Origin of the sequence: Streptomyces aurantiaciflavus (assembly GCF_049808595.1) — a bacterium.
Taxonomy (GTDB): Bacteria; Actinomycetota; Actinomycetes; order Streptomycetales; family Streptomycetaceae; genus Streptomyces.
On sequence record NZ_JBNCAQ010000017.1, the window covers coordinates 25,902 to 46,169 of the forward strand.

General features: G+C 69.9%; 22 protein-coding genes. 14 read left to right on the forward strand and 8 right to left on the reverse strand.

The window, feature by feature from the left end:
• Positions 1-3 precede the first annotated feature (3 nt).
• A complete protein-coding gene (tal, locus tag ACPT94_RS21250; RefSeq protein ID WP_360341833.1) occupies positions 4-1,122 on the reverse strand; it encodes a transaldolase in 1,119 nt (372 codons plus the stop codon).
• A 33-nt stretch (positions 1,123-1,155) separates the two neighbouring features.
• Complete coding sequence (tkt, locus tag ACPT94_RS21255; protein WP_360341830.1) at positions 1,156-3,243, reverse strand: transketolase; 2,088 nt, start codon at positions 3,241-3,243, stop codon at positions 1,156-1,158.
• A 411-nt stretch (positions 3,244-3,654) separates the two neighbouring features.
• Between tkt and ACPT94_RS21260 the strand changes: the two genes are divergently transcribed.
• The 4 genes from ACPT94_RS21260 (at position 3,655) to ACPT94_RS21275 (ending at position 6,974) form a co-directional block, all read left to right on the forward strand.
• Positions 3,655-4,608, forward strand: a complete 954-nt coding sequence (locus ACPT94_RS21260) for a heme o synthase (protein ID WP_360342063.1) — start codon at positions 3,655-3,657, stop codon at positions 4,606-4,608.
• Positions 4,609-4,698: 90 nt separating this feature from the next.
• Positions 4,699-5,031, forward strand: a complete 333-nt coding sequence (locus tag ACPT94_RS21265) for a hypothetical protein (RefSeq protein WP_360341827.1) — start codon at positions 4,699-4,701, stop codon at positions 5,029-5,031.
• 80 nt (positions 5,032-5,111) lie between these two features.
• Complete coding sequence (locus ACPT94_RS21270) at positions 5,112-6,218, forward strand: amidohydrolase family protein (protein ID WP_425246555.1); 1,107 nt, start codon at positions 5,112-5,114, stop codon at positions 6,216-6,218.
• An 18-nt stretch (positions 6,219-6,236) separates the two neighbouring features.
• Positions 6,237-6,974 (forward strand): nucleotidyltransferase domain-containing protein, encoded by a 738-nt coding sequence (locus ACPT94_RS21275; RefSeq protein ID WP_425246556.1) that lies wholly within the window; start codon positions 6,237-6,239, stop codon positions 6,972-6,974.
• Here ACPT94_RS21275 and ACPT94_RS21280 read toward each other — a convergent pair.
• The 4 genes from ACPT94_RS21280 to ACPT94_RS21295 form a co-directional block, all read right to left on the reverse strand.
• Positions 6,929-7,948, reverse strand: a complete 1,020-nt coding sequence (locus tag ACPT94_RS21280; RefSeq protein ID WP_425246557.1) for a COX15/CtaA family protein — start codon at positions 7,946-7,948, stop codon at positions 6,929-6,931. The two genes, ACPT94_RS21275 and ACPT94_RS21280, sit on opposite strands and share 46 nt — an antisense overlap.
• 47 nt (positions 7,949-7,995) lie before the next feature.
• Positions 7,996-8,712, reverse strand: coding sequence for an ABC transporter permease (locus tag ACPT94_RS21285; RefSeq protein WP_425246606.1), 717 nt, complete (start codon positions 8,710-8,712; stop codon positions 7,996-7,998).
• A gap of 50 nt (positions 8,713-8,762) precedes the next feature.
• Positions 8,763-9,686, reverse strand: a complete 924-nt coding sequence (locus ACPT94_RS21290) for an ABC transporter ATP-binding protein (protein WP_425246558.1) — start codon at positions 9,684-9,686, stop codon at positions 8,763-8,765.
• A 128-nt stretch (positions 9,687-9,814) separates the two neighbouring features.
• Positions 9,815-10,630 (reverse strand): AAC(3) family N-acetyltransferase, encoded by an 816-nt coding sequence (locus ACPT94_RS21295; RefSeq protein WP_425246559.1) that lies wholly within the window; start codon positions 10,628-10,630, stop codon positions 9,815-9,817.
• 172 nt (positions 10,631-10,802) lie between these two features.
• On the opposite strand from ACPT94_RS21295, the gene ACPT94_RS21300 reads away from it, so the two are divergent.
• The 8 genes from ACPT94_RS21300 (at position 10,803) to ACPT94_RS21335 (ending at position 17,387) form a co-directional block, all read left to right on the forward strand.
• Positions 10,803-11,546 carry a helix-turn-helix transcriptional regulator gene (locus tag ACPT94_RS21300; protein ID WP_360341809.1) on the forward strand — a complete coding sequence of 248 codons (744 nt, stop codon included), beginning with the start codon at positions 10,803-10,805 and terminating at the stop codon, positions 11,544-11,546.
• On the forward strand, positions 11,543-12,964 hold the full coding sequence (gene sufB, locus ACPT94_RS21305) for a Fe-S cluster assembly protein SufB (RefSeq protein WP_360341806.1): 1,422 nt from the start codon (positions 11,543-11,545) through the stop codon (positions 12,962-12,964). Before ACPT94_RS21300 ends, sufB begins: the two co-directional genes overlap by 4 nt.
• 92 nt (positions 12,965-13,056) lie before the next feature.
• Complete coding sequence (gene sufD / locus ACPT94_RS21310) at positions 13,057-14,241, forward strand: Fe-S cluster assembly protein SufD (protein ID WP_360341803.1); 1,185 nt, start codon at positions 13,057-13,059, stop codon at positions 14,239-14,241.
• A complete protein-coding gene (locus tag ACPT94_RS21315) occupies positions 14,238-14,558 on the forward strand; it encodes a non-heme iron oxygenase ferredoxin subunit (RefSeq protein ID WP_360341800.1) in 321 nt (106 codons plus the stop codon). Before sufD ends, ACPT94_RS21315 begins: the two co-directional genes overlap by 4 nt.
• Positions 14,559-14,565: 7 nt before the next feature.
• Entirely contained in the window at positions 14,566-15,330 is a 765-nt protein-coding gene (gene sufC, locus ACPT94_RS21320; RefSeq protein WP_360341797.1) for a Fe-S cluster assembly ATPase SufC, read from the forward strand.
• A complete protein-coding gene (locus ACPT94_RS21325; RefSeq protein WP_360341794.1) occupies positions 15,327-16,583 on the forward strand; it encodes a cysteine desulfurase in 1,257 nt (418 codons plus the stop codon). Before sufC ends, ACPT94_RS21325 begins: the two co-directional genes overlap by 4 nt.
• Before the next feature lie 10 nt (positions 16,584-16,593).
• On the forward strand, positions 16,594-17,058 hold the full coding sequence (gene sufU / locus ACPT94_RS21330) for a Fe-S cluster assembly sulfur transfer protein SufU (protein WP_360341791.1): 465 nt from the start codon (positions 16,594-16,596) through the stop codon (positions 17,056-17,058).
• Positions 17,055-17,387, forward strand: coding sequence for a metal-sulfur cluster assembly factor (locus ACPT94_RS21335; RefSeq protein WP_360341788.1), 333 nt, complete (start codon positions 17,055-17,057; stop codon positions 17,385-17,387). Before sufU ends, ACPT94_RS21335 begins: the two co-directional genes overlap by 4 nt.
• Before the next feature lie 96 nt (positions 17,388-17,483).
• Here ACPT94_RS21335 and ACPT94_RS21340 read toward each other — a convergent pair whose 3' ends face one another.
• Positions 17,484-18,338, reverse strand: coding sequence for an AbfB domain-containing protein (locus ACPT94_RS21340; RefSeq protein ID WP_360341785.1), 855 nt, complete (start codon positions 18,336-18,338; stop codon positions 17,484-17,486).
• Between the two features lie 198 nt (positions 18,339-18,536).
• On the opposite strand from ACPT94_RS21340, the gene ACPT94_RS21345 reads away from it, so the two are divergent.
• Together ACPT94_RS21345 and ACPT94_RS21350 are read left to right on the forward strand one after the other, a co-directional pair.
• The gene (locus ACPT94_RS21345; protein WP_425246560.1) at positions 18,537-18,857 is read left to right on the forward strand and encodes a DMT family transporter; all 321 of its coding nucleotides are present in this window, start codon (positions 18,537-18,539) and stop codon (positions 18,855-18,857) included.
• Positions 18,857-19,405 carry a TetR/AcrR family transcriptional regulator gene (locus ACPT94_RS21350; RefSeq protein ID WP_425246561.1) on the forward strand — a complete coding sequence of 183 codons (549 nt, stop codon included), beginning with the start codon at positions 18,857-18,859 and terminating at the stop codon, positions 19,403-19,405. The genes ACPT94_RS21345 and ACPT94_RS21350 overlap by 1 nt, the downstream gene beginning before the upstream one ends.
• Here the strand turns inward: ACPT94_RS21350 and ACPT94_RS21355 are convergent.
• Positions 19,383-20,267, reverse strand: a complete 885-nt coding sequence (locus tag ACPT94_RS21355) for a winged helix-turn-helix transcriptional regulator (protein ID WP_360341776.1) — start codon at positions 20,265-20,267, stop codon at positions 19,383-19,385. The two genes, ACPT94_RS21350 and ACPT94_RS21355, sit on opposite strands and share 23 nt — an antisense overlap.
• Position 20,268: the final 1 nt, after the last annotated feature.

Consider the following 20,268-nt stretch of genomic DNA (forward strand, 5'->3'; position numbering starts at 1 on the left):
TTCTCAGCCCTCCGAAGGGGCGAGGCGCTGAAGCTCCGCCTCGGTCGACTTGAGCAGGTCGTTCCAGGACGCCTCGAACTTCTCGACGCCCTCGTCCTCGAGGAGCTGGACCACGTCGTCGTACGAGATGCCGAGCTTCTCGACCGCGTCGAGGTCGGCGCGGGCCTGCTCGTACGTCCCGGCGACGGCGTTGCCCCGGATCCCGCCGTGGTCCTCGGTGGCGAACAGGGTCGCCTCCGGCATGGTGTTCACCGTGTTGGGCGCGACCAGCTCGTCCACGTACAGGGTGTCCTTGTACGCGGGGTCCTTCACACCGGTGGAGGCCCACAGCGGACGCTGCTTGTTGGCGCCCGCCTTCTCCAGCGCGCTCCAGCGGTCCGAGGAGAAGACCTCCTCGTACGCCTGGTAGGCCAGGCGCGCGTTGGCCACGCCGGCCTTGCCGCGGGCGGCCTTGGCCTCGGGCGTGCCGAGCGCGTCGATCCGCTTGTCGATCTCGGTGTCCACACGGGACACGAAGAAGGACGCCACCGAGTGGATCAGGGAGAGGTCCAGGCCCTTGGCCTGCGCCTTCTCCAGGCCCGCCAGGTAGGCGTCCATGACCTCGCGGTAGCGCTCCAGCGAGAAGATCAGGGTGACGTTGACGCTGATGCCGTTGCCGATGACCTCGGTGATGGCCGGCAGACCCGCCTGGGTGGCCGGGATCTTGATCAGCGTGTTGGGCCGGTCCACCAGCCAGGCCAGCTGCTTGGCCTCGGCGACCGTCGCCTTGGTGTGGTGCGCCAGACGCGGGTCGACCTCGATCGACACGCGGCCGTCCTGGCCGCCGGTGGCGTCGAAGACGGGGCGCAGGATGTCGGCGGCGTCACGGACGTCCGCCGTCGTGATCATGCGGATCGCCTCTTCGACGGTGACCTTGCGGGCGGCGAGGTCGGAGAGCTGCTGGTCGTAGCCGTCGCCCTGCGAGATCGCCTTCTGGAAGATCGACGGGTTGGTGGTGACGCCCACGACGTGCTGCTGGTCGATCAGCTCGGCGAGGTTGCCGGACGTGATCCGCTTGCGCGACAGGTCGTCCAGCCAGATCGCGACGCCTTCCTCGGAGAGGCGCTTGAGTGCGTCTGTCATGGGATTACATCTCCTACGTGTCGTGTGTGAGCGTCAGCGCTGGGCGGCAGCGAGGGATTCCCGGGCCTGCGCGGCCACGTTCTCGGCAGTGAAGCCGTACTCGCGGAAGAGGACCTTGCCGTCGGCCGAAGCACCGAAGTGCTCCAGGGAAACGATGCGGCCGGCGTCCCCCACGTACTTGTGCCAGGTCAGGCCGATCCCGGCCTCGACCGCGACCCGCGCCTTCACCGACGGCGGCAGCACGCTGTCCCGGTACCCCTGGTCCTGCTCCTCGAACCACTCCACGGACGGCATCGACACGACCCGCGTCGGCACCCCGTCGGCCTGGAGCCGCTCACGCGCCTCGACGGCCACGTGGACCTCGGAGCCGGTCGCGATCAGGATGACCTGAGCGTCGCCACCCTCCGCCTCGAACAGCACGTAACCACCGCGCGCCGCGTCCTCGTTGGGCTCGTACGTCGGCACGCCCTGGCGGGTCAGCGCGAGACCGTGCGGGGCGCCCTTGCCGAACTCCTTCGTCCAGCGCCTGAGGATCTCGCGCCAGGCGATCGCGGTCTCGTTGGCGTCCGCCGGACGCACCACGTTCAGACCCGGGATCGCGCGCAGCGAGGCGAGGTGCTCGACCGGCTGGTGGGTGGGGCCGTCCTCACCGAGACCGATGGAGTCGTGCGTCCACACGTACGTCACCGGCAGGTGCATCAGCGCCGACAGCCGCACCGCGTTGCGCATGTAGTCGGAGAAGACGAGGAACGTGCCGCCGTAGACGCGGGTGTTGCCGTGCAGGGCGATGCCGTTCATCTCCGCGGCCATGGAGTGCTCGCGGATGCCGAAGTGGATCGTGCGGCCGTAGGGGTCGGCCTCCGGCAGCGGGTTGCCGGCGGGGAGGAACGACGACGTCTTGTCGATCGTCGTGTTGTTCGACCCGGCCAGGTCGGCCGAGCCGCCCCACAGCTCGGGGATCACCGCACCCAGCGCCTGGAGCACCTTGCCGGACGCGGCACGGGTGGCGACGCCCTTGCCGGGCTCGAAGACCGGGAGCTTGTCCTCCCAGCCGACGGGCAGCTTCCCCGCGGCGACCCGGTCGAACTCGGCGGCACGCTCGGGGTTGTTGTCCCGCCACAGCTGGAACGACTTCTCCCACTCCGCCTTCGCCTGGGCACCGCGCTCCAGGGCCTGCCGGGTGTGGCCGATGACCTCGTCCGACACCTCGAAGCTCTGCTCCGGGTCGAAGCCCAGGACGCGCTTGGTGGCCGCGACCTCGTCGTCGCCCAGCGCCGAGCCGTGCGCGGCCTCGGTGTTCTGCGCGTTCGGGGCCGGCCAGGCGATGATCGAGCGCATCGCGATGAAGGACGGCTTGTCCGTCACCTTCTTCGCTTCCTCGATCGCGTTGTAGATGGCGTGCGGGTCGAGGTCGCCGTCCGGCTTCGGGGCGACGCGCTGCACATGCCAGCCGTACGCCTCGTACCGCTTGACGGTGTCCTCGGAGACGGCCGTCTCGGTGTCGCCCTCGATCGAGATGTGGTTGTCGTCCCACAGCAGGACCAGGTTGCCGAGCTTCTGGTGGCCGGCCAGCGAGGACGCCTCGGCGGAGATGCCCTCCTGCAGGCAGCCGTCACCGGCGATGCAGTACACGAAGTGGTCGAAGGGGGACTCGCCCTGCGGGGCGTCCGGGTCGAACAGACCGCGCTCGTAGCGGGCGGCCATCGCCATGCCGACGGCGTTGGCGACACCCTGGCCCAGCGGTCCGGTCGTCGTCTCGACGCCCACGGTGTGGCCGTACTCGGGGTGACCGGGAGTCTTCGAGCCCCACGTACGGAAGGCCTTCAGGTCGTCCAGCTCCAGGCCGAAACCGGCCAGGTACAGCTGGGTGTAGAGGGTCAGGGACGAGTGGCCCGCGGACAGCACGAAACGGTCGCGGCCGACCCAGTCGGCGTCCGCCGGGTCGTGCCGCATCACCTTCTGGAAGAGGGTGTAGGCGGCAGGCGCCAGGCTCATCGCCGTACCGGGATGGCCGTTGCCGACCTTCTGTACGGCGTCGGCGGCCAGGACACGGGCGGTGTCCACGGCCCGCTGGTCCAACTCGGTCCACTCGAGGTCTGTGGTGGTCGGCTTGGTGCTCACCCTGAGTCAGGGCTCCTCTCCACATGTCGAATACCGGCTGCTTGGGCGCGCGCCCACCGGCTGCCGGTGCACTGGGTGCCCACCGGCCGCTGTCGAGCCTACCCCTGTGAGGACGTGCGTTTTTTCGAGTCATTCCAGACTGCCGGGAGTATGTCGAGTACGCCTGCCGACTGGCCCGAATCGCATTCGGCACATGAATACGGAGCCGCTCATCTGACTGCTCAATCGAGCTTCAGTACGACCGATGAGCGGGCCCGTCGCGCACCCCCGGACGGCCCCTCGGCGGGGCGGACCAACACGAGCCCACCCCCGCGAAGAGCAAGGTATGGGCAACGTCTACAGTGGCGTGGTACGCGCGAGCCTTTACCGGGACTTCACAGGGGGAGGCTTGCTGGGATGTCTCTGTCAGGGGTGTGCGTGACGGCCGTTGAATCCCGTCCAGTGGGGGTTATCGGGACGAGCCAGAGCCCGAGTCGGCGGCCGGTCAGGGCCCGCGTCATGGCGTTCGTGGCGTTGACCAAGCCGCGGATCATCGAGCTGCTGCTGATCACCACCGTTCCGGTGATGTTCCTGGCACAGCAGGGTGTGCCGGACCTCGGCCTGGTGCTGCTCACGTGCGTCGGCGGGTACCTCTCCGCGGGCGGCGCCAACGCGCTGAACATGTACATCGACCGCGACATCGACGCGCTCATGGACCGCACCTCGCAGCGCCCGCTGGTCACCGGCATGGTCAGCCCGCGCGAGTGCCTCGCCTTCGGCATCACCCTCGCGGTGGTCTCCACGCTCCTGTTCGGCCTGACCGTCAACTGGCTGTCGGCCTGGCTCGCCCTCGGCGCACTCCTCTTCTACGTGGTCGTCTACACGATGATCCTCAAGCGCCGTACCTCCCAGAACATCGTGTGGGGCGGTATCGCCGGCTGTATGCCGGTGCTCATCGGCTGGTCCTCGGTCACGAACTCCCTGTCGTGGGCGCCGGTCGTCCTCTTCCTCGTCATGTTCTTCTGGACGCCGCCGCACTACTGGCCGCTGTCCATGAAGGTGAGGGAGGACTACGCGCGCGTGGGCGTGCCGATGCTGCCGGTCATCGCCTCCAACAAGGTCGTCGCCAAGCAGATCGTGATCTACAGCTGGGTGATGGTCGCCGTCTCGCTGCTGCTGACCCCGCTCGGCTACACCGGCTGGTTCTACACCGCGGTCGCCCTGGCGGCCGGCGGCTGGTGGCTGTGGGAGGCGCACGCCCTGCAGAACCGGGCGAAGGCGGAGGCCACGGGCACGAAGCTGAAGGAGATGCGGCTGTTCCACTGGTCCATCACCTACGTCTCGCTGCTGTTCGTGGCGGTGGCGGTGGACCCCTTCCTCCGTTAGATCCTGTGACGGCCGACGGCCGGGGCGCGTGGTCAAGGCCACGCACCCCGGCCGTCGCCGTTCCATCTACCCGTCGGTAGCATCCTGACCATGGCAGACACCAAGCAGGATGACGCGAAGGCCGAGCGCAAGGCGGCCCGGCTCGCCCAGCAGATCAGCAGCTTCTCCAAGGCACACGGCGGAGCCGAGGGCCAGGTCGCGTACATCGGCGAACGCGGCGCCCGGATCGTGCTCGTCGGCGAGGACGGCGGCTGGGGCGACCTCGTGGCGCCCTCGGTCGAGATCGCCGAGAAGGCCGTGGAGAAGGCCGGGATCACCGTCCACGAGGCGTTCGACGGAGAGTTCGCGGCCAAGGTGAGCACCGGTCCCTACGAGTGGACGCGAATGGCGGGCATCCAGGTCGGCGGCCCGTCCAACCCCTGAGCAACACCTGACACCGGGTTCACCCGTTAGGCCGTGTGAGGAGTACGCCGAGCACACGGTCCAGCCGTCGGGGAGTCCGGATGATCGAAACGCCGTCCCTGGTGGACCAGTACTGCCACGGCGTCCTGAGAACGGAGCTGGGCCTCGGCACCTTCGAGGCCCAGCTGGCCCGCACCGAGGGTCCGCCCGCGGCCGGCACCACCCTCTTCGACACCCAGACGGGCTTCGCGGTACGCCGCTGGTGCCCCCCCCTTCTCGGCCTCGAGCCGCACTGCCCGCCCGCCCGCTATCTCGCCCGCCGTCGTGAAATCGGCGTACTGGAGGCGGGCCGCCGGCTGCTGCGCGGCAGCGGCATCACGACGTACCTCGTCGACACCGGCCTGCCCGGCGATCTCACCGGCCCCGACGAGCTCGCCTCCGCGGCCGCCGCCGAGGCGCGCGAGATCGTGCGCCTGGAGCTCCTCGCCGAACAGGTCGCCGACACATCAGGCACCGTCGAGTCCTTCCTCGCCAACCTCGCCGAGGCGGTGCACGGCGCCGCCGCGCACGCCGTCGCCTTCACCTCCGTGGCCGGCGTCCGGCACGGCCTCGCGCTCGCGCCCGAGCCGCCCGGGCCGGGCGAGGTGCGGGGCGCGGCGGGCCGCTGGCTGGCGGCCCGCCGGGTGGGCGGGGAGCTCAGCGACCCGGTGCTGCTACGGCACCTGCTGTGGATCGCCGTCGCCTCAGGACTGCCCCTGCAACTGCACGCGGGGCTCGGCGAGCCCGGCCTGCGCGTCGACCGCACCGACCCCGTCCTCCTGACGGACTTCGTCCGCGCGACGGCCGGCCTCGGCACCGACCTGGTCCTGCTGCACGGCTACCCCTACCACCGCCACGCCGCCCACCTCGCCGGCGTCTTCCCGCACGTCTACGCCGACTCCGGCGCCGCTCTCGTGCGCACCGGCGCCCGCGCGGCGACGATCCTCGCGGAGATCCTGGAACTGGCCCCCTTCGGCAAGATCCTCTTCTCCAGCGGCGCCCACGGCCTCCCCGAACTCCACGTCGTGGGCGCCCGGCTCTTCCGCGAGGCCCTGGGCCGGGTGCTGGGCTCCTGGGTCACCGAGGGGGCGTGGTCACCGGCGGACGCGCGGCGGGTGGCGGGGCTGATCGCGGCGGGGAACGCGCGCAGGGTGTACGGCCTGGAGTGAGGTGTACAGACTGGGCGGATGCAGACCGACGCGTTACTCGACCGCTTCCTCACCGGCCTCAAGGCGCTGGACCCGCTCGCCGTCTGGGCGCACGGCTCGCTCGCCGGGGGTGACTACCAGGAGGGCCGCAGCGACCTGGACCTGATCGCCGTACTGGGCGATCCGGTCACACCACGGACGGTCTGGCGGCTGGCGCTGTCGCACGCCCGGCTGCGGAACGAACCGCTCGCCGGGCAACTGCACTGCACCTATCTGACACCGGACACGGCGGGCGACCCCGCCCGGCGTCATCTGACCTGGGCCCACCAGGAGCTCTTCAAACGGCCGGTCACCCCGGTGACCCGGCGTGAGCTGCACAGCTTCGGGCGGGTGCTGCACGGGAAGGCGCCCGCGGGGCTGCTGCCGCCGGTGCCGGACCGGGAGCTGGGCGACTTCGTGGTGCGCGACCAGCGGGACTTCTGGCGGCCGGCCCTCGACAACCGCCCGCTGTGGACCCGGGACGTGTGGGTCGACCTGGGGATGCTCACCTTCGCCCGCGCGACCGTCACCCTGCGCGACGGCCGGCTGATCTCCAAGCGCGAGGCCCTGGACCTGCTGCCCGGTCTCGGGGCGCCCGCCGAGGTCGTCGAGGACATCCGCAGGCGGCGCTACGACGCCCCCGCCCCGCCGGCCGAGGAGTGGCGGGCGCGCCGGGGCGAGCTGACCAGGAGCTACCTGGGTCCGGCGATCGACGCGCTCGTGGCCTCGTACGCCTGAGGCACCTCGGGCAGGGCTGCCTCGGGCCGCTCCCGCAGCGCCAGCAGCACCCGCAGGACCGCGATCCACACCAGGGCCGAGCCCAGCATGTGCAGGCCGACCAGGAACTCGGGCAGGTCGGTGAAGTACTGGACGTACCCGAGGACACCCTGCGCGAGGAGGACCAGGAAGAGGTCGCGGGTGCGGTGCAGGGGACCCTTGGGGGCGTCGACCGCCTTGAGGACGAACCACAGGGCGAACGTCAGCGACACCACGATCCAGGCCAGCACTGCGTGCGCCTTGCTGACCGTCTCCCAGTCCAGCGGCATCCGCTCGACCTCGCTGGAGTCGCCCGCGTGCGGGCCGGCGCCGGTCACCACCGTGCCGACCGCGATGAGCAGGACGGCGGCCGCGACCAGGAACCACACCAACTGCTGCACGGCCTTGCCGACCAGCGCCCGCGGTGCCTCGTCACCCTCCCTGGTGCGCTGCCACATCACGGTGGCGACCGCGATCAGGCCCGAGGTGAGCAGGAAGTGCGCCGCGACCGTGTACGGGTTGAGGCCGACGAGGACCACGATCCCGCCGAGGACCGCGTTGCCCATCACGACCCAGAACTGTGCCCAGCCCAGCCGGGTCAGACTGCGCCGGTACGGCTTCTCGGAGCGGGCGGCGATGATCGCCCAGCCGACCGCCGCGCACAGCACGTAGGTCAGCATGCGGTTGCCGAACTCGATGGCGCCGTGGAAGCCCATCTCGCTGGTGGCGGTGAGCGAGTCGTCGGTGCACTTGGGCCAGGTCGGGCAGCCGAGCCCGGACCCGGTGAGTCGCACCGCACCGCCGGTGACCACGATGACCACCGACATCACGAGCGCGGCGAGGGCCGCTCGCCGGACGGTCCGTGGGGTGGGGGTCCAGCGTGCGGCGATGAAGGCGAGGGGGTTGCGGACGGCCGCTACGGCGTCGGCGCGGGTCACGTTTGGCACGCGTTCCATCGTAAGGGGGCCGCTTGTGCACGCTTTCACGAGGGTCCCCGGGCGCCTCACTCCCAGCGGAAGAACCTCCCGGCCGCCGCCAGGCCGACGACGGCCCACACCGCCAGGATCCCCAGGTCGGCCCATGGCATCCCCGCCCCGTGCTGGAGCACGTCCCGCAGGCCGTCGGACAGGGCCGAGATCGGCAGGAGTCCGAGGACGTCCTGGGCGCCGGCCGGGAACTTGTCCAGCGGAACGATGACCCCACCCCCGACCAGGAGCAGCAGGAAGACCAGGTTGGCGGCGGCCAGCGTCGCCTCGGCCTTCAGGGTGCCCGCCATCAGCAGGCCGAGGCCCGAGAAGGCGGCCGTGCCGGCGATCAGCAGGAGCAGGACGGCGAGGGGGTTGCCGTGCGGGGACCAGCCCAGCGCGAAGGCGATCACGGTCAGCAGGGCGACCTGGAGGACCTCGGTGACCAGCACGGACAGCGTCTTCGCGGCCATCAGGCCCCAGCGGGGCAGCGGGGAGGACGCCAGCCGCTTCAGGACGCCGTACCGGCGCTCGAAGCCGGTCGCGATCGCCTGGCCCGTGAACGCGGTCGACATCACGGCGAGCGCGAGGATGCCGGGCGCGAGGAAGTCCACCGCCTCGCCCTCGCCCGTGTCGACGATGTCGACCGAGCTGAACAGCACCAGCAGCAGGGTCGGGATCACGACGGTCAGCAGCAACTGCTCGCCGTTGCGCAGGAGCATCCTCGTCTCCAGCGCCGCCTGGGCCGCGATCATGCGGGGGAGGGGGGCCGCGCCCGGCTTCGGGGTGTAGGTACCAGTGGCGGTCACGAGCGCAGCTCCTTGCCGGTCAGCTCCAAGAAGACGTCCTCCAGGGTGTGCCGTTCCACCGAGATCCGGTCCGGCATCACGCCGTGCTGGGCGCACCACGACGTCACCGTCGCCAGCAGCTGCGGGTCGACCTTGCCGTTCACCCGGTACGAGCCCGGCGTCAGCTCGGCGGCGGAGCAGTCCGCGGGCAGGGCCTTGAGCAGGGAGCCGATGTCCAGGCCGGGGCGGCCGGTGAAACGGAGCGTGTTCTCGGCGCCGCCCCGGCACAGCTCCTCGGGGGAGCCCTGGGCGATGACCCGGCCGGCGTCGATGATCGCCACGTCGTCGGCGAGCTGCTCGGCCTCGTCCATGTAGTGGGTGGTGAGGATGACGGACACGCCGTCGGCGCGCAGATCCCGTACGAGATCCCAGGTGGCGCGGCGGGCCTGCGGGTCGAGACCGGCCGTCGGCTCGTCGAGGAACACCAGCTCCGGGCGCCCGACCACGGCCATCGCCAGCGCGAGCCGCTGCTGCTGCCCGCCGGACAGCCGGCGGTACGTGGTCCGGCCGCAGGAGCCGAGCCCGAGCCGTTCGATCAGCGCGTCCACGTCCAGCGGATGCGCGTGCAGCTTCGCCACGTGCCGCAGCATCTCGTCGGCCCGCGCACCCGAGTACACGCCCCCGGACTGCAGCATCACTCCGATCCGGGGTCGCAGGTCGGAGGCCTGTCTCACCGGGTCGAGGCCGAGGACGCGCACGGTGCCGGAGTCCGGCTTGCGGTACCCCTCGCAGGTCTCGATCGTCGTCGTCTTGCCGGCGCCGTTGGGGCCGAGGACGGCGGTGACGCCCGCCCGGGCCGCCAGATCGAGGCCGTCCACCGCGGTCTTCGTCCCGTACCGCTTCACCAGGGCCTGGACCCGGACGACAGGCTCAGTTCGCATGGCTCCAGAGTCTAGGTTCGCGGCCGGGGGCTCGGGTCGGCGGGTGGAGAGTCCGCCCCCGGACGGTCCGCGCACCGCCCGGGTCCGGACAGCTGCGGACGTGGTGCGCCGGGCAGGGACGGTGAGGTTCAGGCAGGCGGAAGCAGGATCTCCTCCCCGCGCGGCCGGTGCAGGGGCAGCCATCGCTCGGCGTAGGCCACGGCGTCCGCGACCGGGAACAGGCGGGCGTCGGCCGCGCCCACCTTTCCCCGTACGACCGGACGGTCCCGTTCGAAGTCATGGCCGAGTTCGTCGAAGCGGTCGGAGTCGACGGACACCTCGGTGACGACCTCCCAGCCTCCGCCGGGCGCGGGCCGGCCCACGGCGACCAGGGGCGACTCGATGCGGTATTCGGCCAGGTGGAAGCTGGTGCAGCTGTCGTAGCCGGCGCCCAGCAGCAGGACGCGCGCGCCGAGTTTCTCCAGCCGGGCAAGGGGGCTCTGCTCGCCCAGCCGGCAGTCCGGCGCGTGCCCTTCCACGATCTCCGCCGCGCGCGGACCGAGCGCCGCGAACGAGGTCTGCGGATGCGCGCTGCGCAGGGCGCCGGGCCAGGTGCGCACGGTCTCGGGGATCACGCCGACCCCGCGGGTGGGGGTGATCAGCGGGTCGTACGGGGGCATGGCGGTCCTGATCCGCTCCCACCACTCCTCGGGCACGGGCGGGTTGCCCCATATCGCCGGGTCGGACAGGTCGCCGGACTGGGTGGGGACCACGAGCGTGCCGCTCCTGCCGAGCGCGTCCCGCAGCCCCTGGACGACCGCGACGGCGCCTCCGCAGACCCAGCCGAGTGAGCTGAGCGACGAGTGGACGAGGAGGGTTTCTCCTGTGTCGACACCCAGTCGGCGCAACGCGGTGGCGAGGGTGTCGCGGGTGACAAGTGGGCCGGTCGGAGGGGGTGTGGGCATGGTCCGGAGTGTCCTCGATGAGGGGCTCGGGGGCCAGTGTTTCAACCGCACCTCTGACCGATCAAAGATCGTTTCCGCAGGTCAGATTAGGTATGCCTAAGTGACGTAGGGCACCGTCCGGTGGTCCGGACGCGGCTTGCCCGACTCTGAGGAATTACGCAACAATGGCGTTGTGAAAAACGTCGGCGAGGCTCGGGAGACCCCCACGGGGGCCCCTCAGGAGGAGCTAGCGACCGGTGAGCGCTCGACGCGCAACCGGGTCGCGCGGTCCATCCTGGACCACGGGCCGTCGACCGTCGCCGAGCTGGCGGGACGGCTGGGCCTCACTCAGGCCGCCGTACGCCGACATCTCGACGCACTGGTCGCCGACGACGTCGTGGAGGCACGAGAGCAGCGGGTGTACGGAGCGCGGACGCGGGGCCGTCCCGCCAAGGTCTTCGCCCTCACCGACTGCGGCCGTGACGCCTTCGACCAGTCGTACGACCAGCTCGCCGCGGACGCGCTGCGCTGGATCCAGGAGCGGTTCGGCGGGGACGAGGCCGTCGTCGCCTTCGCGCGCGCGAGGATCGCCGAACAGGCCGCCGCGTACCGCGAGGCGATCGAGGCCGCCGCCCCCGAGGAGCGCACCGAAGCCCTGGCCAAGGCCTTGAGCGCGGACGGGTACGCTGCTACGGCGCGGAGCGCACCGGTCGGCGAGCAGCTGTGCCAGCACCACTGTCCCGTCGTCCACGTCGCGGAGAAGTTCCCCCAGCTGTGCGATGCGGAGACCGAGATCTTCTCCCAGCTGCTCGGAACGCACGTCCAGCGACTGGCGACCATCGCGCACGGCGACGGCGTCTGCACGACGTTCATCCCCAAGATTTCCCAGACCACCCACAACGCATCTGCCAGCACGGCCGGGAGGAACCCCGCATGACTCTCCCCACGGAGACTGCCCACCCCGAACTCGAGGGTCTGGGCAAGTACGAATACGGCTGGGCCGACTCCGACGAGGCCGGTGCAGCGGCGAAGCGCGGTCTGAACGAGGACGTCGTCAAGGACATCTCCGGGAAGAAGTCCGAGCCGGAGTGGATGACCAAGCTCCGCCTCAAGGGCCTGCGGCTCTTCGAGAAGAAGCCCATGCCGAACTGGGGCTCGGATCTGTCGGGCATCGACTTCGACAACATCAAGTACTTCGTGCGCTCCACGGAGAAGCAGGCGGAGTCCTGGGAGGACCTGCCCGAGGACATCAAGAACACGTACGACAAGCTCGGCATCCCGGAGGCGGAGAAGCAGCGCCTCGTCGCCGGTGTCGCGGCCCAGTACGAGTCGGAGGTCGTCTACCACCAGATCCGTGAGGACCTGGAGGAGCAGGGCGTCATCTTCCTCGACACCGACACCGCGCTGAAGGAGCACCCGGAGCTCTTCAAGGAGTACTTCGGGACCGTCATCCCCGCCGGTGACAACAAGTTCGCGGCCCTGAACACCGCGGTGTGGTCCGGCGGCTCCTTCATCTACGTCCCGCCGGGCGTCCACGTCGAGATCCCGCTCCAGGCCTACTTCCGCATCAACACGGAGAACATGGGCCAGTTCGAGCGGACCCTGATCATCGTCGACGAGGGTGCCTACGTGCACTACGTCGAGGGTTGTACGGCCCCGATCTACAAGTCCGACTCGCTGCACAGCGCCGTCGTCGAGATCATCGTCAAGAAGAACGCCCGCTGCCGCTACACGACCATCCAGAACTGGTCGAACAACGTCTACAACCTGGTCACCAAGCGCGCCGTCGCCTACGAGGGCGCGACCATGGAGTGGATCGACGGCAACATCGGCTCCAAGGTGACGATGAAGTACCCGGCCGTCTACCTGATGGGCGAGCACGCCAAGGGCGAGACCCTGTCCATCGCCTTCGCGGGCGAGGGCCAGCACCAGGACGCCGGCGCCAAGATGGTCCACATGGCCCCGAACACCTCCTCCAACATCGTCTCCAAGTCGGTGGCGCGAGGCGGTGGCCGTACCTCCTACCGCGGTCTGATCGAGATCGGCGAGGGCGCCCCGGGCTCCAAGTCGAACGTCCTGTGCGACGCGCTGCTCGTCGACACCATCTCCCGCTCCGACACGTACCCCTACGTGGACGTCCGTGAGGACGACGTGTCCATGGGCCACGAGGCGACCGTCTCCAAGGTCTCCGAGGACCAGCTCTTCTACCTGATGAGCCGCGGTCTCTCCGAGGACGAGGCGATGGCCATGATCGTGCGCGGCTTCGTCGAGCCCATCGCCAAGGAACTGCCGATGGAGTACGCGCTGGAGCTCAACCGGCTGATCGAGCTGCAGATGGAGGGCGCGGTCGGCTGACACCGGCCCCGCCGTCCCCGGCAGCAGCGGCCCGCCCCCTTCGGGCGGGCCGAGATCTCCACCGACGTAGGAAAGAGAGCACAACGACAGCCATGGCTGAGGCCCAGAACATCCCCGTGGGGTCGACCACCGCGGGCTCGATCGCGGTCGCCGCTGAGTCGACCGTCGTCTCGCGCATGAGCGCGCCCCCCTCCTTCGACGTGGCGGACTTCCCCGTACCGCACGGCCGTGAGGAGGAATGGCGGTTCACCCCGCTGGAGCGCCTGCGCGGTCTGCACGACGGCACCGCCGTCGCCGACGGCAACGGCGTGAAGGTCGACATCCAGGCCCCCGAGGGCGTCACCGTCGAGGCCGTCGGCCGTGACGACGCCCGGCTCGGCAAGGCGGGCACCCCCGTGGACCGCGTCGCCGCCCAGGCCTACTCGGCGTTCGAGAAGGCCGGCGTGGTCACCGTCCCCAAGGAGACGGTGCTGACCGAGCCGATCCGCATCGCCGTGCACGGCGAGGGCGGGACCGCCTTCGGCCACCAGATCGTCGAGCTGGGCGCCTTCGCCGAGGCCGTCGTCGTCATCGACCACACCGGTGACGCCGTGCTCGCCGCCAACGTCGACTACATCCTGGGCGACGGCGCCAAGCTGACCGTCGTCTCGGTCCAGGACTGGGACGACAAGGCCGTGCACGTGGCCCAGCACAACGCCCTCGTCGGCCGCGACGCGAGCTTCAAGTCCGTGGTCGTCACCTTCGGCGGCGACGTCGTCCGCCTGCACCCGCGCGTGACGTACGCCGGCACCGGCGGCGAGGCCGAGCTGTTCGGCCTGTACTTCACCGACGCGGGCCAGCACCAGGAGCACCGCCTCCTGGTCACCCACAACACCCCGCACTGCAAGTCGAACGTCGTCTACAAGGGCGCGCTCCAGGGCGACGACGCGCACGCCGTGTGGATCGGTGACGTGCTGATCGAGGCCAAGGCCGAGGGCACGGACACCTACGAGATGAACCGCAACCTGGTCCTCACGGACGGCGCGCGCGTCGACTCGGTCCCGAACCTGGAGATCGAGACGGGCGAGATCGTCGGCGCGGGCCACGCCTCCGCCACCGGCCGCTTCGACGACGAGCAGCTCTTCTACCTGATGGCCCGCGGCATCCCGGAGCACGATGCCCGCCGCCTCGTGGTCCGTGGCTTCTTCGCCGAACTGGTCCAGCAGATCGGTGTCCCGGACATCGAGGAGCGCCTCATCGCCAAGATCGAAGAGGAGCTGGAGGCGTCGGTCGCATGACGTCGTTCGTACGCGCCTGCGGGCTGAGCGAGCTGGAGGAGGACACCCCGAAGCGGGTGGAACTCGACGGCACGCCGGTGTCCCTCGTGCGGACCGAGGGCGAGGTGTTCGCGATCCACGACATCTGCTCGCACGCGAACGTCTCCCTGTCGGAGGGCGAGGTGGACGACTGCCACATCGAGTGCTGGCTGCACGGCTCGCGCTTCGACCTCCGTTCCGGCAAGCCCGACGCCCTTCCGGCGACGCGCCCCGTCCCCGTATACCCCGTAAAGATCGAAGGGGACGACGTGCTCGTCTCCCTCACCCAGGAGTCCTGAGGCACCCATGGCAACGCTTGAAATCCGAGACCTGCACGTCACCGTCGAGGCCGACAACGCCACGAAGGAGATCCTCAAGGGCGTCGACCTCACCGTGAAGCAGGGCGAGACGCACGCCATCATGGGCCCCAACGGCTCCGGCAAGTCGACCCTCGCCTACTCCCTCGCGGGTCACCCGAAGTACACGATCACCAGCGGCACCGTCACCCTCGACGGCGAGGACGTCCTGGAGATGTCCGTCGACGAGCGCGCCCGCGCGGGCCTGTTCCTGGCGATGCAGTACCCGGTCGAGGTCCCCGGCGTCTCGGTCTCCAACTTCCTGCGCACCTCCGCCACCGCCATCCGTGGCGAGGCGCCCAAGCTGCGCACCTGGGTGAAGGAGGTCAAGGAGGCCATGGAGCGCCTCAACATGGACCCCTCCTTCGCCGAGCGCAACGTCAACGAGGGCTTCTCCGGCGGTGAGAAGAAGCGCCACGAGATCCTCCAGCTGGAACTGCTCAAGCCGAAGGTCGCGATCCTCGACGAGACCGACTCCGGTCTCGACGTCGACGCCCTCCGCATCGTCTCCGAGGGCGTCAACCGCGTCCGCGAGACCGGCGAGGTCGGCACCCTGCTGATCACGCACTACACGCGCATCCTGCGCTACATCAAGCCTGACCACGTCCACGTCTTCTCCGCCGGCCGGATCGTGGAGTCCGGCGGCGCCGAGCTGGCGGACAAGCTGGAGGACGAGGGCTACGAGGCATACACGAAGGGTGGCGCATCCGCGTGACACAGCTGCCGGGCCTCCTCGACACCGAGGCGATCCGCAAGGACTTCCCGATCCTGGACCGTCTGGTCCACGACGACCGGAAGCTCGTGTACCTGGACAACGCGGCGACCTCGCAGAAGCCGCGCCAGGTGCTGGACGCCCTGAGCGAGTACTACGAGCGGTACAACGCCAACGTCCACCGCGGTGTGCATGTGCTCGCCGAGGAGGCCACGGCGCTGTACGAGGGCGCGCGCGACAAGGTCGCGGAGTTCATCAACGCGCCCAGCCGCGACGAGGTGATCTTCACCAAGAACGCCTCCGAGTCGCTCAACCTCGTGGCGAACATGCTGGGCTGGGCCGAGGAGCCCTACCGCGTGGACTCCGAGACCGAGATCGTCATCACGGAGATGGAGCACCACTCCAACATCGTGCCGTGGCAGCTGCTGTCGCAGCGCACGGGCGCGAAGCTGAAGTGGTTCGGCCTGACCGACGACGGCCGCCTCGACCTCTCCGACATCGACGAGATCATCACGGAGAAGACGAAGATCGTCTCCTTCGTCCTGGTCTCGAACATCCTCGGCACGGTCAACCCGGTCGAGGCGATAGTCCGCCGTGCGCAGGAGGTCGGCGCCCTGGTCTGCGTCGACGCCTCGCAGGCCGCGCCGCACATGCCGCTGGACGTCCAGGCCCTCCAGGCCGACTTCGTGGCCTTCACCGGCCACAAGATGTGCGGCCCGACCGGCATCGGCGTGCTGTGGGGCCGCCAGGAGCTGCTCGAGGACCTGCCCCCGTTCCTGGGCGGCGGCGAGATGATCGAGACGGTGTCGATGCACTCCTCGACGTACGCCCCGGCGCCCCACAAGTTCGAGGCGGGCACGCCCCCGATCGCGCAGGCGGTCGGCCTGGGCGCGGCGATCGACTACCTCACGTCGATCGGCATGGACAAGATCCTCGCCCATGAGCACGCGCTCACCGAGTACGCGGTGCGGAAGCTGAGCGAGGTCCCCGACCTTCGGATCATCGGCCCCACCACGGCCGAGGACCGCGGCGCGGCGATCTCCTTCACCCTCGGCGACATCCACCCGCACGACGTGGGCCAGGTCCTCGACGAGCAGGGCATCGCCGTCCGCGTCGGCCACCACTGCGCGCGCCCGGTCTGCCTCCGGTACGGAATTCCCGCGACCACGCGAGCGTCGTTCTATCTGTACTCCACGCCCGCCGAGATCGACGCACTGGTCGAGGGGCTGGAGCACGTACGGAACTTCTTCGGCTGAGAGGCGTGCTGTGAAGCTGGACTCGATGTACCAGGAAGTCATCCTGGACCACTACAAGAACCCGCACGGGCGTGGTCTGAGGGACGGCGACGCCGAGGTACACCACGTCAACCCCACGTGCGGCGACGAGATCACCCTGCGCGTGAAGTACGACGGCACGAAGATCGAGGACGTCTCGTACGAGGGCCAGGGCTGCTCCATCAGCCAGGCCAGCGCCTCCGTTCTCAACGAACTTCTCGTGGGCAAGGACCTGTCCGAGGCGCAGAAGATCCAGGAGACCTTCCTGGAGCTGATGCAGTCCAAGGGCCGGATCGAGCCGGACGACGCGATGGAGGAGGTGCTGGAGGACGCGGTCGCGTTCGCCGGTGTCTCCAAGTACCCGGCCCGGGTCAAGTGCGCCCTCCTGAGCTGGATGGCGTGGAAGGACGCGACGGCCCAGGCGCTGGGCGCCGACGCCGAAAGGAAGACGGCATGAGCGAGACCGTGGAGATGAAGCCGGCCTCGGAGGAGGAACTCCGTGAGGCCCTGATGGACGTCGTCGACCCCGAACTGGGCATCGACGTCGTCAACCTGGGTTTGATCTACGGCATCCACATCGACGACTCCAATGTGGCCACCGTCGACATGACCCTGACCTCCGCGGCCTGCCCGCTGACGGACGTCATCGAGGACCAGGCCAAGTCCGCCACGGACGGTCTGGTCAGCGAGCTGCGCATCAACTGGGTGTGGATGCCGCCGTGGGGCCCCGACAAGATCACGGACGACGGCCGTGATCAGCTTCGGGCCCTCGGCTTCAACGTCTGAGGTCCATCGGCCGAGGACAGACGTCCGAGGTCCACCGACCGTGGAAAGCGGCGGCACCCACCGGGTGCCGCCGCTTTCCGCATCCGCTCAGCGGGCTCAGGCGAGCCCCTCCACCAGCCGGAAGGCCGAGTCGGCGCGGTACTGACCGCTGTACTCGAAGCGCTCCAGCTTCAGCTGGAAGTTCTCGTGACGGAGGAAGTAGCCCGGGTAGTTCACCGACTCCAGCATGACCGTGCCGCCGTAGGAGGCGCGGGCGCAGAAGGTGGCGTCCTGCTGGAACAGGGACGAACCGTCGTTGCTCTGCTTGACCAGGACGAAGCTGCGGTGACGCAGGTAGGTGCCGTCCGAGGTGAGGAAGGAGTAGCAGGAGGAGTTGGCGAGCCCCTTGACCAAGGTGAAGGTGGAGTCCTCGCGCTGCTCGCGTCCGGAGCCGATGGCGTCGAGCCGGACATAACCGTTCCTCAGGTGCCAGTAGCGGTCGGGGTAGTTGACCGACTGCACGGACCGCTGCACGACCCTGGGCTTGGGATCGGACGCGTCCTTGGGCGGCTTGGCCGCCGGCGTGGACGGGGCGGCAGAGGCCCGGGGCGACGAACTGCCCTGCGGTCGCGGCGAGGCGGACGCCGAGGGCGACGCGGAGGCGGACGCGGACGGCGACGGGCTCCTGCTCCCGGCCGGAGCCGCGGCGGAACCGCTCGGCAACGGCGTGGGGAAGGAGATCAACCCCGACGAGTCCTCCTTGTCGGAGGTGGTCCGTCCCTCACGAGTGGCTGACGTCTTTTCATCGGCCCGGTCGTTGACGGCTATTGCCGTCACGCAGGCCACGATGGTGGCCACGGCGAGAGCGCCGGCCAGCCACAGCCGTCGCGTTCCGGGAGCCCGGGAGGTGTCCGGGGCCCAACCGTTCTCCCAAGGATGCTCCAGGGAAGGCCGGGACTTGTTGTCTGGCATGCGCTGTTCCTCTCGCGGCGTTGCGCCTGACGGCGGCCGCGGCTGCGATGGCCCGGTGTGTGAACGGTGAAACAGTAGTGGATGCTGTGACTCGCGAGTAGCAGTTTGAGCGAGCGGTTTCCATAACGGTTTCTCACCCCTCCGCCTTGAGGTCCGCCGATATGTACGCCCGTACGCATGCTGTGTACGCTCGTACATATGGGATGCCTGACGTTGGCCGGCGCCATCGCCGCCGAGGTGGCCGCGACGACCGCCATGAAGTACAGCGACGGCTTCACGAGACTCTGGCCGTCCCTTCTGACGGCCATCGGCTACGTGGTGTCCTTCGCCCTGCTCGCCCAGACCCTGAAGTCCGTCGGGATCGGAACGGCTTACGCGATCTGGGCCGGCGTCGGCACCGCGTCGATCGCCGTCATCGGCCTCGTCCTCTTCGGGGAGGCCCTCACCTTCACCAGGGTCGCCGGCATCCTGCTGATCGTCGGGGGAGTGGTGGTGCTCAACCTGGGAGGCGCGCACTGATGCCCCGTCGCCACGACCCCGACCGCCGGCAACGGATCATCGACGCGGCGATCCGCGTCGTGGGGAGGAAGGGCCTGGCCGGCCTGAGCCATCGCACGGTGGCCGCCGAGGCGGACGTCCCGCTCGGCTCCACGACGTACCACTTCACGACCCTGGACGACCTGATGGTCGCCGCCCTCCGGCAGGCGAACGAGGGCTTCGCCCGACTCGTCGCGCAGCGTGGAAGCCTGACGAACACTCACGCCGACCTGCCCGCCGAACTCGCCGCCCTGATGGGCGAGTGGCTGGCCGGCGACCGCACCGGGGTCGAGCTGGAGTACGAGCTCTATCTGGCCGCCCTGCGCCGCCCGCCCCTGCGCCCGGTGGCCGCCGAGTGGGCCCAGGACCTCGCCGACCTCCTCACGCCCCGCACGGACCCGACGACGGCACGCGCCCTCGTGGCCCTCATGGACGGCATCTGCCTCCAGGTCCTCCTGACGGACGTGCCCTACGACGAGGAGTACGCGAGGGAGGCACTGGCCCGCCTCATTCCGCCCGCAAGTCCCTGACCGCCGTCAACGCCGCCTCCACGCCGGCCACCACATCGGTCACCGGGTACTGCACGTCCCGCACCACCCGCTCCCGGTCCACCACCAGCGTCAGCCGCTTCAACCGCGTCGCCCCCGCCGCCCGGAACGTCGGCAGCCGCAGCGCGGTGATCAGCGCGAGCTCGGCATCCGACAACAGGGGAAAGCTGAGCCGCTCCTTGCGCGCGAACGCCGCCAGCTCGTCCGGACGTTGAGTGGACACCCCGTGCACCACGGCGCCGGCGGCGGCGAACTCGGCGTACCGGTCCCGGAAGGTGCAGGACTCCAGGGTGCAGCCGGGAGCGCCCGGGATCTCCGACCACCCCGGCGGACAGGCATCCGCACGCGCATAGGCCCCCGGGAAGCAGTACAGAACGGTGTAAGGCGCACCACCCCCCACCGGATCCCGCAACGCACCCCCCAGATCCACCAACTGGAGCTCGGGCACCCGACTGCCGACCAACTCGTGCACGCGCCGCGCCTCCACGGACGCCTCCGCCGCGGTGGCCGTGGGGCTCCCGTCCCCCAGCACCCAGGCATCCCCCCAGTCCTGAAGAGCGACGAGCACGGGCAACAGGGCGCGGCCGCGGGGCGTGAGCCGGTACTCGTGCCGCACGGGCCGCTCCTGATAAGGCACCCGGGCGAGCACGTCCGCGTCCACCAGCAGCCGCAACCGCTCGGTCAGCACCTTCCGGGACAGCCCCAGCTCACGTTGCAGCGCGTCGAAGCGGTGCACCCCGCGCGCGGTGTCCCGCACGATCAGCAAGGTCCACCAGTCGCCGACGACGTCCAGGGCCTGTGCGACGGCGCAGGTGGAATCCTCCAGGCTCGTCCTGCGGGCCATG

Excerpts from the sequence above, each read along its gene's own strand:
- ACPT94_RS21270 (WP_425246555.1), top strand. The coding sequence starts at position 5,112 with ATGATCGAAACGCCGTCCCTGGTGGACCAGTACTGCCACGGCGTCCTG.
- ACPT94_RS21265 (WP_360341827.1), top strand. The coding sequence starts at position 4,699 with ATGGCAGACACCAAGCAGGATGACGCGAAGGCCGAGCGCAAGGCGGCC.
- sufD (WP_360341803.1), top strand. The coding sequence starts at position 13,057 with ATGGCTGAGGCCCAGAACATCCCCGTGGGGTCGACCACCGCGGGCTCG.
- ACPT94_RS21315 (WP_360341800.1), top strand. The coding sequence starts at position 14,238 with ATGACGTCGTTCGTACGCGCCTGCGGGCTGAGCGAGCTGGAGGAGGAC.
- ACPT94_RS21280 (WP_425246557.1), bottom strand. The coding sequence starts at position 7,948 with ATGGAACGCGTGCCAAACGTGACCCGCGCCGACGCCGTAGCGGCCGTC.
- ACPT94_RS21345 (WP_425246560.1), top strand. The coding sequence starts at position 18,537 with ATGGGATGCCTGACGTTGGCCGGCGCCATCGCCGCCGAGGTGGCCGCG.
- tal (WP_360341833.1), bottom strand. The coding sequence starts at position 1,122 with ATGACAGACGCACTCAAGCGCCTCTCCGAGGAAGGCGTCGCGATCTGG.
- sufB (WP_360341806.1), top strand. The coding sequence starts at position 11,543 with ATGACTCTCCCCACGGAGACTGCCCACCCCGAACTCGAGGGTCTGGGC.
- ACPT94_RS21295 (WP_425246559.1), bottom strand. The coding sequence starts at position 10,630 with ATGCCCACACCCCCTCCGACCGGCCCACTTGTCACCCGCGACACCCTC.
- ACPT94_RS21350 (WP_425246561.1), top strand. The coding sequence starts at position 18,857 with ATGCCCCGTCGCCACGACCCCGACCGCCGGCAACGGATCATCGACGCG.
- ACPT94_RS21340 (WP_360341785.1), bottom strand. The coding sequence starts at position 18,338 with ATGCCAGACAACAAGTCCCGGCCTTCCCTGGAGCATCCTTGGGAGAAC.
- ACPT94_RS21275 (WP_425246556.1), top strand. The coding sequence starts at position 6,237 with ATGCAGACCGACGCGTTACTCGACCGCTTCCTCACCGGCCTCAAGGCG.
- ACPT94_RS21335 (WP_360341788.1), top strand. The coding sequence starts at position 17,055 with ATGAGCGAGACCGTGGAGATGAAGCCGGCCTCGGAGGAGGAACTCCGT.
- sufC (WP_360341797.1), top strand. The coding sequence starts at position 14,566 with ATGGCAACGCTTGAAATCCGAGACCTGCACGTCACCGTCGAGGCCGAC.
- ACPT94_RS21285 (WP_425246606.1), bottom strand. The coding sequence starts at position 8,712 with ATGATCGCGGCCCAGGCGGCGCTGGAGACGAGGATGCTCCTGCGCAAC.
- ACPT94_RS21290 (WP_425246558.1), bottom strand. The coding sequence starts at position 9,686 with ATGCGAACTGAGCCTGTCGTCCGGGTCCAGGCCCTGGTGAAGCGGTAC.
- ACPT94_RS21355 (WP_360341776.1), bottom strand. The coding sequence starts at position 20,267 with ATGGCCCGCAGGACGAGCCTGGAGGATTCCACCTGCGCCGTCGCACAG.